Annotated in this window: 13 protein-coding genes; 6 read left to right on the plus strand and 7 right to left on the minus strand. The window is 61.3% G+C overall.

Going from position 1 to position 14,788, the window contains the following annotated elements; translation table 11 throughout:
* Window positions 1-43 precede the first annotated feature (43 nt).
* The gene (locus ACUN9V_RS11350) at window positions 44-946 is read right to left on the minus strand and encodes a LysR substrate-binding domain-containing protein (RefSeq protein ID WP_445511462.1); all 903 of its coding nucleotides are present in this window, start codon (window positions 944-946) and stop codon (window positions 44-46) included.
* Window positions 947-1,101: 155 nt separating this feature from the next.
* Between ACUN9V_RS11350 and ACUN9V_RS11355 the strand changes: the two genes are divergently transcribed.
* Window positions 1,102-1,728: an NAD(P)H-dependent oxidoreductase gene (locus tag ACUN9V_RS11355; RefSeq protein ID WP_445511463.1), complete on the plus strand. Its 627-nt coding sequence runs from the start codon at window positions 1,102-1,104 to the stop codon at window positions 1,726-1,728.
* Window positions 1,729-1,833: 105 nt separating this feature from the next.
* Window positions 1,834-3,249 (plus strand): FAD-binding oxidoreductase, encoded by a 1,416-nt coding sequence (locus tag ACUN9V_RS11360; RefSeq protein WP_445511464.1) that lies wholly within the window; start codon window positions 1,834-1,836, stop codon window positions 3,247-3,249.
* 25 nt (window positions 3,250-3,274) lie between these two features.
* Here ACUN9V_RS11360 and ACUN9V_RS11365 read toward each other — a convergent pair whose 3' ends face one another.
* Window positions 3,275-4,864, minus strand: coding sequence for an alkaline phosphatase D family protein (locus ACUN9V_RS11365; protein WP_445511465.1), 1,590 nt, complete (start codon window positions 4,862-4,864; stop codon window positions 3,275-3,277).
* 154 nt (window positions 4,865-5,018) lie between these two features.
* On the opposite strand from ACUN9V_RS11365, the gene ACUN9V_RS11370 reads away from it, so the two are divergent.
* Window positions 5,019-5,414, plus strand: a complete 396-nt coding sequence (locus tag ACUN9V_RS11370) for a GFA family protein (protein ID WP_445511466.1) — start codon at window positions 5,019-5,021, stop codon at window positions 5,412-5,414.
* Window positions 5,415-5,432: 18 nt separating this feature from the next.
* On the opposite strand, the gene ACUN9V_RS11375 is transcribed toward ACUN9V_RS11370, so the two are convergent.
* From ACUN9V_RS11375 to glpD, 4 genes are all read right to left on the minus strand, one after another.
* Window positions 5,433-7,628 (minus strand): OsmC domain/YcaO domain-containing protein, encoded by a 2,196-nt coding sequence (locus ACUN9V_RS11375; RefSeq protein WP_445511467.1) that lies wholly within the window; start codon window positions 7,626-7,628, stop codon window positions 5,433-5,435.
* Window positions 7,629-7,922: 294 nt separating this feature from the next.
* Entirely contained in the window at window positions 7,923-9,431 is a 1,509-nt protein-coding gene (glpK, locus tag ACUN9V_RS11380; RefSeq protein ID WP_445511468.1) for a glycerol kinase GlpK, read from the minus strand.
* A gap of 75 nt (window positions 9,432-9,506) precedes the next feature.
* Window positions 9,507-10,235, minus strand: a complete 729-nt coding sequence (locus ACUN9V_RS11385; RefSeq protein WP_445511469.1) for an MIP/aquaporin family protein — start codon at window positions 10,233-10,235, stop codon at window positions 9,507-9,509.
* A gap of 149 nt (window positions 10,236-10,384) precedes the next feature.
* Window positions 10,385-11,908, minus strand: a complete 1,524-nt coding sequence (glpD, locus tag ACUN9V_RS11390) for a glycerol-3-phosphate dehydrogenase (RefSeq protein ID WP_445511470.1) — start codon at window positions 11,906-11,908, stop codon at window positions 10,385-10,387.
* Between the two features lie 498 nt (window positions 11,909-12,406).
* On the opposite strand from glpD, the gene ACUN9V_RS11395 reads away from it, so the two are divergent.
* Genes ACUN9V_RS11395 through ACUN9V_RS11405 form a run of 3 tightly spaced genes read left to right on the plus strand, consistent with a single transcriptional unit; the run spans window position 12,407 to window position 13,542 of the window.
* Window positions 12,407-13,117, plus strand: coding sequence for a LysE family translocator (locus ACUN9V_RS11395; protein ID WP_445511471.1), 711 nt, complete (start codon window positions 12,407-12,409; stop codon window positions 13,115-13,117).
* Window positions 13,114-13,260 (plus strand): type II toxin-antitoxin system RelE/ParE family toxin, encoded by a 147-nt coding sequence (locus tag ACUN9V_RS11400; protein ID WP_445511472.1) that lies wholly within the window; start codon window positions 13,114-13,116, stop codon window positions 13,258-13,260. Before ACUN9V_RS11395 ends, ACUN9V_RS11400 begins: the two co-directional genes overlap by 4 nt.
* Before the next feature lie 27 nt (window positions 13,261-13,287).
* Entirely contained in the window at window positions 13,288-13,542 is a 255-nt protein-coding gene (locus ACUN9V_RS11405; RefSeq protein ID WP_445511473.1) for a HigA family addiction module antitoxin, read from the plus strand.
* On the opposite strand, the gene ACUN9V_RS11410 is transcribed toward ACUN9V_RS11405, so the two are convergent.
* Complete coding sequence (locus tag ACUN9V_RS11410; protein ID WP_445511474.1) at window positions 13,496-14,506, minus strand: Ldh family oxidoreductase; 1,011 nt, start codon at window positions 14,504-14,506, stop codon at window positions 13,496-13,498. The genes ACUN9V_RS11405 and ACUN9V_RS11410 overlap by 47 nt on opposite strands.
* Window positions 14,507-14,788: the final 282 nt, after the last annotated feature.

Consider the following 14,788-nt stretch of genomic DNA (forward strand, 5'->3'; position numbering starts at 1 on the left):
CCAGAAGGTGCCAGGGGCATCGCAATGTGCTCGACGACGAACATCAGAGATTCAGATAGTCTCCCGGCAGCCGCTGTGCAAGAAAATCCATCAGCAGCCGAGCGCGCCGGGAGAGCGCGGTCTGACGATAATAGACGACGTTGATGCGTTGAGTCTGGAACTGTGTCTGCTCGGGTAGTATGTCGATCAGCGTGCCGAGCTGGCGGGGGCGAAGGGTCATGTAGTCGGCGAGACAGGCAATGCCCTCGCCGGCCGTCACCAGTTCCAGCAGTGTCGGACCGCTGGAAGCGGATAGCGAAGGTTTCACGTGAAACGGCTTGGCGTGGGCATCGAGCAGCGGCCAGTCGTTGAGATGGTCGAGCTGGCTGAAACCGAGCAGACTGTGGTGAGCGAGATCCTCGACGCAGCGAGGCACGCCATGGCGCTCGAGATAGCGGGGGCTGGCGAGAAGCCGTAACGGGCTATGGCCGAGCGGTCGGGCGTGCAGCGAAGAGTCGGTCAGTTCGCCGATACGGATGGCGAGGTCGACGCGCTGCTCGAGCAGATCGATGAAGCGGTCGTGGGTATCGAGTTCCAGCGTGATGCCGGGATAGCGGGCCCGGAACTCGCCGATGATCGGCACGATCACGAACTGCATGAAGCTCGGCGCGGCGTTGATGCGCAGTCGGCCTTTGGGCTGATCATGGTGGCCGACGATCGCCTCTTCCGCGTTTTCCACGGCAGCCAGTATGCGCCGACAATGAGCGAGGAAGGTTTCGCCTTCTTCGGTCAGCTCCAGCCGGCGCGTCGTTCGCCGCAGCAGTGTCGTCGCCAGTTTCTGCTCCAGCCGGTTGAGCGCACGGCTGACGCCGGAGACGGTCATCTCCAGCCGCTCGGCGGCGGCGGTGATCGAGCCGCTGTCGACCACGGCGATGAATGCCTGCTGCTCTTCCAGGGTACTTTTCATGGCGCGTCGATGGCCTTTCGATATGTTTATTGATTTTAAATCAAAAGTGACTTGTCGCCAGTCGGGTTTTTCTTTTGCTGGCAGGCGTCACAATCGTTGCATCGATCAGTGGCAGTGCAAGGCTGCTCCATCATTATTTATCGAGAGGCGATATCATGAAGATACTGTTGATCAATGGCGGTAAGCCCTTTGCCCATTCCGGCGGTGAGCTCAACAATACGTTCCACGAGGTTGCCGTCGAGCAACTGCGCGAACTGGGTCACCAAGTCCACGAGACGATCATCGAGCAGGGCTACGACGTCGACGCCGAAGTGCAGAACTATCTGTGGGCGGATGTGATCGTCTATCAGATGCCCGGCTGGTGGATGGGCACGCCCTGGAGCGTGAAGCGCTACATCGACGAAGTCTTCACCGCGGGCCACGGTTCGCTCTACGCCAACGATGGGCGTTCGCGTCACGACCCGAGCAAGCAGTACGGCAGCGGCGGGCTGCTGCAGGGCCGCCGCTACATGCTCTCGTTGACCTGGAACGCGCCGCGGGAAGCGTTCGATGAGTCGGACAACTTCTTCGAAGGGCGTGGCGTCGACGGCGTCTACTTCGCATTCCACAAATCGCAGACCTTCGTCGGCCTGGAAGGGTTGCCCACCTTCATCGCCAACGATGTGATGAAAATGCCGGATGTCGAACGGCACACGGCGGAGTATCGCGAGCATCTGCGGGAAGTGTTCGGCAAGGCGGGTGCGCCAGCTACCGAAGCCATCAGGGACACCGTCACGAACTGACATCGGCAGGAGCGGGCGCCACGCAGCGCGGATAAAATCCGGTATGCTGGGAAGGTCGATAGCTTGCTCACTGTCGGTCATTCCCGGTCTACTGAGGTGTTCTTCATGTCTTTCCCCGACGCGAATCCTGCCGAACTGCCTTCACGCCCCGATGCCAAAACGCTTCAGGCACTGATCGCCGAGCTCGAACCCATCCTGGGGGATCGCATCACGACGGCGGCGGGGATTCGCGAGCAACACGGGCATGACGAGTCCTGGCATCATCCGGCCGCGCCGGATGCGGTCTGCTTTCCGCACTCCACCGAGGAAGTCTCCGCCGTGGTGCGGGCCTGCGCGGCGCATTGGGTGCCGGTAATTCCCTACGGCGTTGGCACGTCCATCGAAGGCCAGGTGATCGCCGATCATGGCGGGCTATGCGTCGATCTTTCGCAGATGAATGCGGTGATCGAGGTTCGCCCGGAAGACATGGACGCCACCGTCCAGCCGGGCGTGACGCGCACCCAGTTGAATACTCACCTACGCGCGACGGGGCTGTTCTTCTCCGTCGATCCCGGGGCGGATGCCAGCATGGGCGGCATGGCTTCGACCCGCGCCAGCGGCACCAATACCGTGCGCTACGGCACCATTCGCGAGAACTTGCTATCGATGACCGTGGTGATGCCGGACGGCCGTATCGTCGAGACCGGCACCCGCGCGCGCAAGTCCGCGGCCGGCTACGATCTCACCCATCTGATGATTGGCGCCGAAGGTACGCTCGGCATCATCACCGAACTCAATGTGAAGCTGCACGGCCTGCCGGAAGCGATCTCCTCGGCGACGGTGGCGTTCGACAACGTTGCCGGCGCCATCGATGCGGTGATCGCCTCGATTCAGTACGGCATTCCCATGGCGCGAATCGAACTGATGGACGCACTCGCCATGCGCGCGGTGAACGCGTTCTCCCGGCTCGACTACGCCGAGAAGCCGACACTGTTTCTGGAATTCCACGGCACCCACGCCGGCGTCAAGGAACAGGCCGAAGCGATGGCGGAACTGTGCCAGGAGTTCGGCGGCAGCGACTTCGCCTGGGCGACGAAGGAGGAGGATCGCCAGGCGCTATGGCAGGCGCGTCACGATGCCGCCTACGCGGCCAAGGCGCTGCGCCCCGGGATGGAGTTCCTGGCCACCGATATCTGCGTGCCGATCTCCCAGCTGGCCGACTGCATCGAAGCGACCCAGGCGGATGTCGCCGAAAGTGGCCTGATCGCGCCGCTGCTGGGCCATGTCGGTGACGGCAATTTTCATCTGGTCGTCGCCGTGGATCGCCATAGCGAACAAGAGCTCGAGACGCTGGCGGCATTCAACCAGCGCCTGATCGAGCGCGCCCTGGCCGCCGGCGGCACCTGCACCGGCGAGCACGGCATCGGCACCGGCAAGCGGGCCTATATGGAAGCCGAACACGGCGAAGGTTGGGCCGTGATGCGCGCGATCAAGACCGCCCTCGATCCGCTCGGGATCATGAACCCGGGCAAGCTGGTGTGACATTGCCGCCGACCGCCCGCTGTCCTCAGGCGTTGGCGGAACGGGTCTCGGGCTCCAGCACCTGGATATGCAGCGTCCTGCCGTCACTGTCTTTCAGCCGAACGGTCAGCGTTTCGCTTTCGGCGTCCAGATCGGCCTGGCCGAAGAACTGATAGCCCGCCGAGGGTGGCAAGTTCGACTGGCCCTCCGGCGGGGCCTTGGAGAATGTCACCTCCGGACCGAAGGTGGCGTCCATCTCGCTGGGGCCGAAAGTGCCGGCGTGGAGTGGGCCGCTGACGAATTCCCAGAACGGCTTGAACGCCTTGAAACTCGCGCGCTCCGGAGCGTAGTGGTGCGCAGCGGTGTAGTGAACGTCGGCGGTGAACCAGACGACGTTGGCGATATCGTCGTCACGAATGGCCCGCAACAGTCGGGCGAGTTCCAGTTCCCGCCCGAGCGGCTGGCCGGGACCATTGTTGGCGATCGCTTCGAACAACTCGCCATCCGGCACCACCATGCCGATGGGCATGTCGGCGGCAATGATCTTCCAGGTCGCGGTGGAGTCGTTCAGCGCTCGCCGCAGCCAGCGGAACTGATTCTCGCCCAGGAACGCGGCGGCCGATGATTCCTTGTCTTGCAGATTGGCGCTGTTGGGGCCGCGATAACTGCGCATGTCGAGCATGAACACTTCCATCCCTGGCCCGTAGGAAAAACGCCGATAGATCCGTTGCGGGGCAGAAGACGACATCCGGATCGGCATGTATTCCAGAAAGGCCTGGCGCGCGCGGGCGGAGAGCAGCGCCACGTTCTTCTCCCGGTAGCGGTCGTCGTCGAGAAGCTCCTGCGGATACCAGTTGTTGAGCGTCTCGTGGTCGTCCCACTGCGCCAGCATCGGCACTTCGGCGGCGAAACGACGAAAATTGGCGTCGAGATGGTTGTAGGCGTGCTGGCCGCGATACTCATCGAGGGTTTCGGCGACCTTTTGTTTGGCTGGCGTGACGATATTACGCCACACACTCCCATCGGGGAGCTCGGTCTGCGCTTCCAGCGGCCCGTCGGCGTATACCGTGTCGCCGGAGTGGATGAAGAAATCCGGCCGGGCCTGACGCATCGTTTCCCAGGTGCGCATGCCGCCGCGAGATTCATCGATGCCCCAGCCCTGACCGACCACGTCACCGGACCAGACGAAGCGAATGTCTCTGGGTTGGGAGGGCGGCAGTCGCAACCGCCCGATCACCGGCTCGCTCATCGCGCGTGAATCGCCCAGTGCGGCAAAGCGCACCCGGTAGTGCACGGTATCCATGCCTGTCAGGCCGGTCGCGTCGATCTTGCCGATCAGGTCGGTGGTGGGCAGCACATCGACCCAAGGGAGCTGATGCGCGCCGCGGAACTCGGGATTGTCGGCGACCTCCATCAGCATCCGCGATGGCATGCTGGCACGCCCCCACAGCATCGCGCGATCGGGCAGCACGTCGCCACTCATCACGCCACCTTCGAGGGTTGGGCGGCGTCCCTCTGCCAGAATGATTGCCGGCGCGCCCAGCAGTCCGGTGCCGGCCAATCCAAGACCGATACCGAGACGACTGCTGGTCGTCAGAAAGTCACGCCTGGAAAAATGCTTTCGATCCGTCGTCATGGTCGGTCCCCGTTCGGTCGCTGTCGATAGTGCCAGTGACGACAGATTAGGGGGCGCTAATGACGAAGATGTGAAGATCCAACGAACGTATGTGGGCCGGCCGAGGAATGGAATCGCGCTATGCTGAACGTGCCAGGAACGAGGAGAACCGGCCATGATCAAACGCATCGGCAATACCGACATCCAGCCGCGACATCGTTTGAGCTGCCACTGTGGTGCGGTGGTACTGGAGCTCGAATTACCCGATGGCGTGGTCGAGCCGCATCGCTGCAATTGCTCGCTATGCAAACGCAAGGGAGCTATCACCTCGGGCGTGCCGTTGAACGCGTTGCACGTCATCGCCGGTGAAGACGTGCTGCGCTGCTATCAGTTCAACACGATGACCGCGAAACACTACTTCTGCGGCAACTGCGGGATCTACACTCATCACCAGCGACGTTCGAATCCCGACCAGTACGGCTACAACATCGGCTGCCTGGAAGGCGTCAATCCGTACGACCTGGGCGAAGTCGAGGCCACCGACGGCGTGAATCACCCGGCCGATCGCTGACGGCCGGGTTGCCACTACTCAGTTGCTTCGAGCAGCCCGCGCCACGTGCAGTTTCCGGTAGCTTTCGAGCAGGCGCTGGTGCCGATCCAGGCCTTCCAGTTGCACATTGGTTGGTGTCAGACCGGCGAAGCGAACCGAGCCCTCTACGGAACCGACGGTTGCCGTCATCGTTTCCTCGCCGAACATGCGCTTGAGGTTGTGACGGTAATCGTCCAGCTCGAGATCGTCGTCGAGGGTGATCTGCAGCACGGCGAGTAGTGCCTGATAGAACAGGCCGCGGTCGACGGTGTTGTCGTTGAACTGCAGGAACATCTCGACCTGATCCAGGGCGTCTTCCTGCCTGCCGAGTGCCAGATTGATCAGCAGCTTCAGTTCGAGAATCGTGAGCTGGCCCCACACGGTGTTCTCGTCGAACTCGATGCCGATCAGCGTAATGATCTTCATCTGCTCGTCGAGCTCGCTCTCGTCCAGGCGCTCCAGCAGGTCGGCCAGTCGTTCATCATCCAGCGCGTGCAGGTTGAGGATGTCCTCGCGAAAAGCCAGCGCCATGTTGGTGTTGTCCCACACCAGATCCTCCACCGGGTACACCTCGGAGTAGCCCGGCACCAGAATCCGGCAGACCGGCGCGCCCAGGTCTTCATGGATCGCCACGTAGGCTTCCAGGCCCTCGGCTTCGAGAATGCCGAACAGGCTGGCGGCCTCCTCATCATTCGAACCCGAGAAGCCCCACTCGACGAATTCCACATCCGCGCTGGCGCTGAAGAAACGCCACGAGATCACGCCGGAGGAGTCGATGAAGTGCTCGACGAAGTTGTTGGGCTCGGACACTGCCTGGGAGTTGAAGGTGGGCGGCGGGAGGTCGTTCATGCCCTCGAAGCTGCGGCCTTGCAATAGCTCGGTGAGGCTGCGCTCGATCGCGACCTGCAGGCTCGGGTGTGCGCCGAACGAGGCAAAGACGCCGCCGGTGCGCGGGTTCATCAGTGTCACGCAGGCGACCGGGAACTGGCCGCCGAGAGAGGCATCCTTCACCAGTACCGGAAAGCCCTGTGCCTCCAGGGCGGCGATGCCTTCCTGAATCTCGGGATATTTCGCCAGCACGGTCTCGGGCACGTCCGGCAGCACGATTTCCTGCTCGATGATCTGCTTCTTCACCGCGCGCTCGAAGATCTCCGACAGGCACTGCACCTGCGCTTCGGCGATGGTGTTGCCCGCGCTCATGCCATTGCTCAGGTACAGATTTTCGATCAGGTTCGACGGAAACCACACCGTCTCGCCATCCGACTGGCGCACGAAGGGCAGCGAGACGATGCCGCGATCCGTGCGTCCGGAGTTGGTGTCGAAGAGATGCGATCCGCGCAGTTCGCCTTCCGGATCGAAGATCGCCCGGCAATGGTCGTCGAGAACTTCGGCCGGTAGTTCGTCATTCGGACCCGGCTGGAACCACTTCTCGGTCGGATAGTGGACGAAGTCGCTACCGGCGATCTCCGGGCCGAAGAACTGATCGTTGTAGAAAAAGTTGCAGGAGAGGCGCTCGATGAACTCGCCCAGCGCGGAGCAGAGCGCGGCTTCCTTGGTCGCACCCTTGCCGTTGGTGAAGCACATCGGCGAGGCGGCGTCGCGAATGTGCAGCGACCACACGTTGGGCACGATGTTGCGCCAGGAGGCGATCTCGATCTTCATGCCGAGATCGGCGAGGATCTGGGTCATGTTGGCGATGGTCTGCTCCAGTGGCAGATCCTTGCCCTCGATCCAGGTCGATTCGCCCTCGCCGTCTTTGACATGAGTCCCCGCCATCAGCAGCGCCTGGGCATCCTCGTCGATGCTCTTGACCGTCTCGATCTGGAATTCCGGGTTGTTCTGGATCACCCGCTTGACCGAGCAACGCTCGACGGAACGCAGGATGCCGATGCGATCCTTCTCGGATATATCGTCCGGCAGCTCGACCTGGATCCGGAAGATCTGGTTGTAGCGGTTTTCCGGGTCGACGATGTTGTTCTGCGAAAGCCTGATGTTCTCGGTCGGTATCTCGCGGGCGTTGCAGTAGACCCGCACGAAGTAGGCCGCGCACAGCGCCGAGGACGCCAGGAAGTAGTCGAACGGCCCCGGCGCGGAACCATCGCCCTTGTAGCGGATCGGCTGATCGGTGATGACGGTGAAGTCATCGAACAGCGCTTCCTGGCGCAGGTTGTCGAGATAGTTGACCTTGATTTCCATGGAGAAGGACCGCGTTGGTAAGTGGCTGCACCTCCGGTTCTGAGCCGGGGCGGATGTGGCCATTATCCGGATTTGAGGGCGAGGTGTCTTGGGGGCTTGTGTCTTGAGAGCGTGATGTCTCGAGAACGCGATATCTTGGAGACGTGGGGTCTTGAGGGAGCTCTCGTCGCCGAGCACGTCATGAAAGCTAGAGGCTCGGGATAAAAGTAAAAGGCCCGAGCCCTATCAAACAAAGGGCTCGGGCCTTGTCTCTTGCCCAACAAACGCGGGAAAGTTCGTTAGACGCGAAAACTTTTACGAGGCGACGTGAAAGGCCATGGTCGCCTGCACCGCACGCTTCCAGCCGTCATACAACGCATTACGCCGGTCATCGCCCATGACGGGTTCGAAGCGTCGCTCGATGGCCCATTGCTCGGAGATCTGTTCGCGCGACTCCCAGAAGCCGAGGGCCAGACCGGCCAGGTAGGCGGCGCCGAGCGCCGTGGTTTCGCTGATCTCGCTACGCAGCACGTCCACGTTGAGAATGTCCGCCTGGAACTGGGCCAGGAAGTTGTTGGCGATGGCGCCGCCGTCGGTACGCAGCTCGGTCAGATCGAGACCGGCATCGGCTTGCATGGCCTTGAGCACGTCCGCGCTCTGATAGGCCATGGATTCGACCGCCGCACGGATGAAGGTCTCTTTGCTGGTGCCCCGCGACAGGCCGAACATCGCCCCGCGCACGTTGGAGTTCCAGTAGGGCGCTCCAAGACCGGTGAACGCCGGCACGAGATAGACGCCATCGTTGTCGCCGGCGCGCTCGGCATACGCTTCGGAATCCGAGGACTTGCCCAGCATGCGCAGCCCGTCGCGCAGCCATTGGACCACCGAGCCGGCCACGAATATCGATCCTTCCAGGGCGTATTCGACCTTGCCGTCGATCTCCCAGGCGATCGTCGTCAGGAGTCCGTTTTCCGAAGCCGTCGCTTCGGTACCGGTATTCATCAGCGTGAAGCAGCCAGTGCCGTAGGTGTTCTTGGCCATGCCGGGCTTGAAGCAGGCCTGGCCGAACAGAGCTGCCTGCTGGTCACCGGCGATACCCGCGATCGGCAGTTGGGTGCCGAAGAAGAACTTCGGCAGCACGTGACCGTAGACTTCGCTGGAAGACTTGACCTCGGGCAGCATGGATTCCGGCACGCCGAACATCTCGAGCAGCTCCGGATCCCAGCGGCGCTCACGGATGTTGAACATCATCGTGCGCGAGGCATTGGTCACGTCGGTGACGTGTTCCGCGCCGCCGGTCAGGTTCCAGATCAGCCAGGAGTCCATGGTGCCGAACAGCAGCTCGCCTTTTTCGGCCTTCTCTTTTACGCCATCGACGTTATCGAAGATCCATTTGATCTTGGTGCCCGAGAAATAGGCATCGATCACCAGACCGGTCTTGTCGCGAACCATGTCGGCGTGGCCGGCTTCACGCAGCTCGTCGCAGATCTCGGCCGAGTGCCGCGATTGCCAGACGATGGCGTTGTAGACCGGCTGGCCGGTGTTCTTGTCCCAGATCACCGTGGTTTCACGTTGATTGGTGATGCCGATACCGGCGATCTCTTCGACATCGACCTGGGTGTTGTTGATCACTTCGGTCAGCGTGGTCAGAACGCTGGTCATGATGTCGCGGGGATTATGCTCGACCCAGCCCGGCCGCGGGAAAATCTGCTCGAACTCGCGCTGGGCGGTGCCGGCAATCCGACCGTCGTGGTCGAACAGTATGGCGCGGGAACTGGTGGTGCCTTGGTCGATGGCGAGAACGTATTTCTTCTTGTCACTCATGGGAAATCTATCCTTCTGAAGGGTGAGTCCTGAATAGTGAGTCGACGTGCCTCTTGATAGACCGGTGGCAACGGGTCAGTAGACCGTTGCAACGAGTGCGGCGAGGCTGCTGCCAATGATCGGGCCCACGAAGGGTACCCATGCGTAGCCCCAGTCGTTGGAGCCCTTGTTCCTGATCGGCAACATGGCATGGGCAATCCGTGGCCCCATGTCGCGGGCGGGGTTGATCGCGTAGCCCGTCGGGCCGCCCAGCGATGCGCCGATCGCAACCACCAGCAACGCCACGGCCAATGGCCCCAACCCGGTGGGCGTATGACCGAACATGATGATGACAAAAACGAGTACGAACGTCCCGATGGCCTCGGTCACGCAATTCCAGAAGCGCGATCGGATCGTGGGTATGGTCGAGAATGTCGCCAGTATGGTGGTGGCGTCCTCGGTGTCGTCGTATTGCTTCTTGTAGGTAAGGTAGCAGAGCACCGCGCCCAGCCACGCCCCGATGAATTCGCCAGCGAAGTAGGCCAGCGTATTGGGCAGGGTGATGGGAATACCCTTCGCATACTCTGTGGCCGGGCCCAGCCAGAGGGCGAGCGTAATGGTGGGATTGAGGTGAGCGCCGGTATCGAATGCAATCCACACGCCGCAATAAACCGCGAGTCCCCAGCCGAAGAAGATCAGTAACGGGCCGCCATTGTGACCGCCGGTCTTCTTGAGTAGCACGTTGGCCACCACGCCGCAGCCAAGCAGCGTCATGCAGGCCGTACCGGCTATCTCATGGAACACAATTGTTTCTATGACTCCCATGGTATTCCTTACTTGCGTTGATGTGATGGCCGGGTAAGGCCTGGTATGCATGCGCCACAAAGGCGATGTGGCTAACTGCCCAACTCCTGCGTCTCCTGCTTCTGGGTGACACCATCTGTATCGATGGCCGTCTCCCTGGGTTACCGGAATCACTCCGGGTACGCTGACATCTCCATCGGCGTTGCGAACGATTGCGCCAGATAATCGGCAAGCCGGGAGCGTTCGCTATCCTTGAGGCGCAGCCCGAGCTTGGATCGCCGCCAGAGAATGTCCTCGGCCGTGTGTGCCCATTCGTGATCGCGCAGATAGTCGACTTCGGCGGCATACAGGTCGGCGCCAAAATGCTCACCAAGATCGTCCAGGCTGTTGGCGTCACCGACGATGTTCATGATCCGGGTGCCGTAGTTGAAGACCATGCGATTGGCCATGCCCAGTGGGATGAAGGGATGACTGGCCTGTAGCGACTCGAACAGGTGCTGGGGTTTCGCTTCTTCGCCGCCGGGTAGAGGGTGGCCTTTGCCGGTCCAGGCTTTTGCCTGGTTGCCGAGCTCGGGCGCCAGTTGGTCGACGGCGTCTTCGGCCAGCCGCCGATAGGTCGTTAGCTTGCCGCCAAAGACATTGAGCAGTGGGGCGCCGCCGGCGGTGTCGAGCTGGATGCGGTAATCGCGGGTGATTTCGCTGGCGTTGTCCTCGCGATCGTCGAGCAAGGGGCGCACGCCCGAGTAGCTCCAGACGATATCGTCGGGACCAATAGACCGTTCGAAATAACGATTGGCGGATTCGCAGAGGTAGCCGATCTCGTCTTCCTCGATGGCGATTTCGCCGGGAGCGCCTTCGTGCTCGACGTCGGTCGTGCCGATCAGCGTGAAATCGCGCTCGTAGGGGATGGCGAACACGATGCGGCCATCCGGCTGCTGGAAGATGTAGGCGTAGTCGTGGTCGAACAGCTTGTTCACCACGATGTGGCTGCCCTTGATCAGGCGCAGCGAATACGGGTGATCCTGCAAGGCGACCTCGTCGAGAAAACGCACGGCCCAGGGGCCGGCCGCATTGACCAGCCCGCGAGCGGCAACCTGGATCGTCTCGCCCTCGGCGGTCCGCAGAGTGATGGTCCATTCGTCACGGTTACGGACCGCGGTTTCGGCACGCGTGTGCGTCATGATCCGCGCACCGTGATTGGCCGCATCCATGCAGTTGAGCACTACCAGCCGAGCATCCTGAACCCAGGCATCCGAGTAGACGAAGCCCTTCGTGAACTCTGACTTCAGCGGAGCGCCGGCCGCATGATCGGCGAACTTGATGCCGTGTGAGCTAGCCAGCGTCTGTCGTCCGCCCAGGTGGTCATACAGGAAAAGCCCGGTTCGGATCATCCAGGCCGGCCGTAGATGCTTCTGATGAGGCAGGATGAAACGCATCGGCCAGATGATGTGCGGTGCAGCCTTGAGCAGTATCTCGCGCTCGGAAAGCGCCTTGGCCACGAGCTTGAATTCGTACTGCTCGAGATAACGCAGGCCACCGTGGATCAGCTTGGTCGACGCCGAAGACGTATGGCTGGCGAGATCATCCGCCTCGACGAGCAGCACCGAAAGTCCACGGCCTGCCGCGTCGCGCGCAATACCGGCGCCGTTGATGCCGCCGCCGATGACAATCAGGTCGTAGGTTTCGTTGGCCATGTTCGGATCTGCTCACTAATGTTCGGTTAAGATCATTGTGGCGCGAAATCGAACATTTTGAAGTAGGCAAAAAGTATTAGAGACCCTTTCGTTTCATGGTCGTGCCGATCGTATGAGTGGCGGGCAATCGCCTGAAGCGCCACTGGTTAGGTCTCTGCCGATTCGACGACGAGATTTTCACCCGTGAGAAATGCATCAATATTTACGGTTTGTATCATGGTGTTGCAGCCGGCTATGGAGTAAGCGGCAGCCGGAAAGCTTCGCCGCGGGGCACTATGACGACTTTCAGTACCCGCGTTTTGGGGTGGTGATGGGGCGATGCCGAGCGATAACGTAATTTTTGATAGCGAACATTCAAGTTCGCTCGAAGTCGGGCTCGATTTTCATTTCGGTATCCGACAAACCTTGGTTATCTTCATGCCGCTTGCCAGCAAACGCAGTTGTTATCCCCTGGAAATTGACCGACGCTGCTAACCATCTCTTGGATGGGAGCGCGTCGTGCTTGGACAAGTATGGTTTCCTGCAGCGCTGACCAGTCTCGCCGCAGTGACGGCGACACTATTTCCCCACTCGCTAACCGTCATCGACTGGCCGTTGCTGGTCGGCGCATCCGTTTTGATGGCAATGACGCCGGGCGCCAACCAACTGCTGTCGCTCTCCAATGGTTTTCGGGTCGGCGTTGCGCCAGCGATGACGGCGGCGTGCGGACGTTTTGCGGCCTTCACGTTGATGATTATTGGGGTGGCGGTGGGGTTGGGTCACTGGCTGGCGACCTCGGCGATTTTCTTCAACGTGCTGAAGTGGGCGGGCGTGGTGTATCTGCTCTATCTGGGAGTGCGTGCGTTGATGACGGCATGGCGGCCAAAAGCCGTGCCGACGAGCCAGGGTATCGAGTCCGTACAGGCTTGGCCGTTGATCCGGCGGGAAGCGCTGGTCGCCCTTACCAACCCCAAGGCCTACGTACTGTTCGCGCTCTTTCTGCCGCAGTTTCTACACGCCGATGGAGGCTCGTTCGTCCCGGCGATCATCTTGGCAGGGCTGATCTACATCCTGATCGAGTTCGGCTGCGCGGTGATCTATGCCAGCGTAGGGCGACTGCTGGGGCAGGGCAGCATCAGTCTTCTTCGTCAGCGCTGGCTCGATGGGGTGAGTGGCACGGCGATGATCGCTTTGGCAGGGTGGCTGGCGCTTGATAAACGGCCGGGATGAACCATTCGCCCGGCGCCAGGATGGAGGCGCTGTGCGGAGGTAGCGGCGGCCAGCACAGTATTCGCGTCAATGGTCAGTGGCGAATCTGCTTTCGGTTTGAGAGTGGTACCGCCTATAACGTTGAAATTGTCGATTATCACTAGCCTCGACCAAGACTAGGGAGATGAATCATGATCGACGAACGGCTCCCCAAACTCCATCCCGGCGAGATTTTGCTGGAAGAATTCATCGAGCCTTTGGGATTGACCAAGAATGCCTTGGCGACCTCTATTGGCGTGCCAGCCACACGCATCGGTGAAATCGTACGTGGTGCGCTATCGATCTCGGCAGACACGGGCCTGCGGCTGTCTACTACCGTTCGTCTCGGCGTATGTCGGCTCAGGCCAGCTTCTGCAGCTCTTCATACAGTTGAACCGGGATGGTGACGCCATTGACGCGACTGCGTTCCCGCGCTTCGAAACGGCGCTGCGAGGGCAGGCGGGCGCCCTGATCGATGATGCGTTCGAATAGAACTTCCGCATGGGCCAAGTGATCGTCGGCGCGGTCGCCCAAAAACGTGGCGGGGGAGAGGGCGAGGATGATTTCGCCGTGGTAGGGCTTGCCGGTGCCGTCGTCGTTGGCGGGCTGCGTCTCGTGGCTCAGCACGTCGCCGATCAAAGGGCCGGCGAGGAGCTCGATCATGGTCGAAAGCGCCGAGCCTTTGTGGCCACCGAAGGCGAGCATGGCGCCGTCGAGCGCGGTCAGCGGGTCTGTGGTCGCGTTACCCCGATCATCCAGCGCCCAGCCTTCGGGAATCGAGTCTCCGGCGCGCCTGTGCAGTTCGATCTCGCCACGGGCGACGACGCTGGTGGCGAAATCGAAGGTGTAAGGCTGCTTGCCCGGTCGCGGCCAGGCAAACGCGATAGGGTTGGTGCCAAGCAGCGGGCGGTTGCCACCCGTCGGGGCGACGAAGGCGTGGGTGGGATTCATGGCCAGACCCACCAGACCCATCGCTGCGAGGGCTTCGACCTCGGGCCATAGCGCGGAGAAGTGGAAACAGTTGTTGATCGCGAGTACGGCGATGCCGTTACGCTCGGCTTTTTCCTTGAGGAGCGCCTTGCCGCGTTCGAAGGAGAGCAGCGAGTTGCCGCGCTTGGCGTCGATTCTCACGATGCCGGGCGCCTGGTCGATGACCTCCGGCTCGGCTTGGGTATCGACGCCTCCCTTCCTGGCGGTTTCCACGCAGCTGACAAGACGATAGAGGCCGTGGGAATGGCACTCGTCGCGTTGTGCCGCAACGACGCTGCGCGTTATCGCACCGGCGTGGGCTTCGTTGAATCCGGCATTGTCGAGAATGCGCAGACTTAGCGCTTCGGCGTCTCGAAGCGAGAGAGTGACGTCTTGTTCCATGAGCGGGCTCTTCGGCGGGTGCGTAAGGCGATGACAAAGCAAAGGCACGCAAAGACATTAAACGTGCGCTAAAACCTTTGTCATACAAAGAGAGGGTCAGCATAAACTCCTGACTCGTTGACGCCTGTTAGACGAAAGTCATGGGGCATCGAGCAGGATGCCTCGCCGCCACATGCCATCGACCAGCTCGCGGTAGCCGTCGTTCTGAGCTGCATCGATGTAGAGTCGTTTGAGCTGGATATTCATGAGTTCTCCCGCAAGGACAAGCGTGGCTTTCACCCT

It is taken from the genome of Salinicola sp. V024 (assembly GCF_052645315.1).

What these genes read in the sequence shown, in the direction of transcription:
- ACUN9V_RS11350 (WP_445511462.1), bottom strand. Translation starts at nt 946, where the DNA reads ATGAAAAGTACCCTGGAAGAGCAGCAGGCATTCATCGCCGTGGTCGAC.
- ACUN9V_RS11355 (WP_445511463.1), top strand. Translation starts at nt 1,102, where the DNA reads ATGAAGATACTGTTGATCAATGGCGGTAAGCCCTTTGCCCATTCCGGC.
- ACUN9V_RS11360 (WP_445511464.1), top strand. Translation starts at nt 1,834, where the DNA reads ATGTCTTTCCCCGACGCGAATCCTGCCGAACTGCCTTCACGCCCCGAT.
- ACUN9V_RS11365 (WP_445511465.1), bottom strand. Translation starts at nt 4,864, where the DNA reads ATGACGACGGATCGAAAGCATTTTTCCAGGCGTGACTTTCTGACGACC.
- ACUN9V_RS11370 (WP_445511466.1), top strand. Translation starts at nt 5,019, where the DNA reads ATGATCAAACGCATCGGCAATACCGACATCCAGCCGCGACATCGTTTG.
- ACUN9V_RS11375 (WP_445511467.1), bottom strand. Translation starts at nt 7,628, where the DNA reads ATGGAAATCAAGGTCAACTATCTCGACAACCTGCGCCAGGAAGCGCTG.
- glpK (WP_445511468.1), bottom strand. Translation starts at nt 9,431, where the DNA reads ATGAGTGACAAGAAGAAATACGTTCTCGCCATCGACCAAGGCACCACC.
- ACUN9V_RS11385 (WP_445511469.1), bottom strand. Translation starts at nt 10,235, where the DNA reads ATGGGAGTCATAGAAACAATTGTGTTCCATGAGATAGCCGGTACGGCC.
- glpD (WP_445511470.1), bottom strand. Translation starts at nt 11,908, where the DNA reads ATGGCCAACGAAACCTACGACCTGATTGTCATCGGCGGCGGCATCAAC.
- ACUN9V_RS11400 (WP_445511472.1), top strand. Translation starts at nt 13,114, where the DNA reads ATGAACCATTCGCCCGGCGCCAGGATGGAGGCGCTGTGCGGAGGTAGC.
- ACUN9V_RS11405 (WP_445511473.1), top strand. Translation starts at nt 13,288, where the DNA reads ATGATCGACGAACGGCTCCCCAAACTCCATCCCGGCGAGATTTTGCTG.
- ACUN9V_RS11410 (WP_445511474.1), bottom strand. Translation starts at nt 14,506, where the DNA reads ATGGAACAAGACGTCACTCTCTCGCTTCGAGACGCCGAAGCGCTAAGT.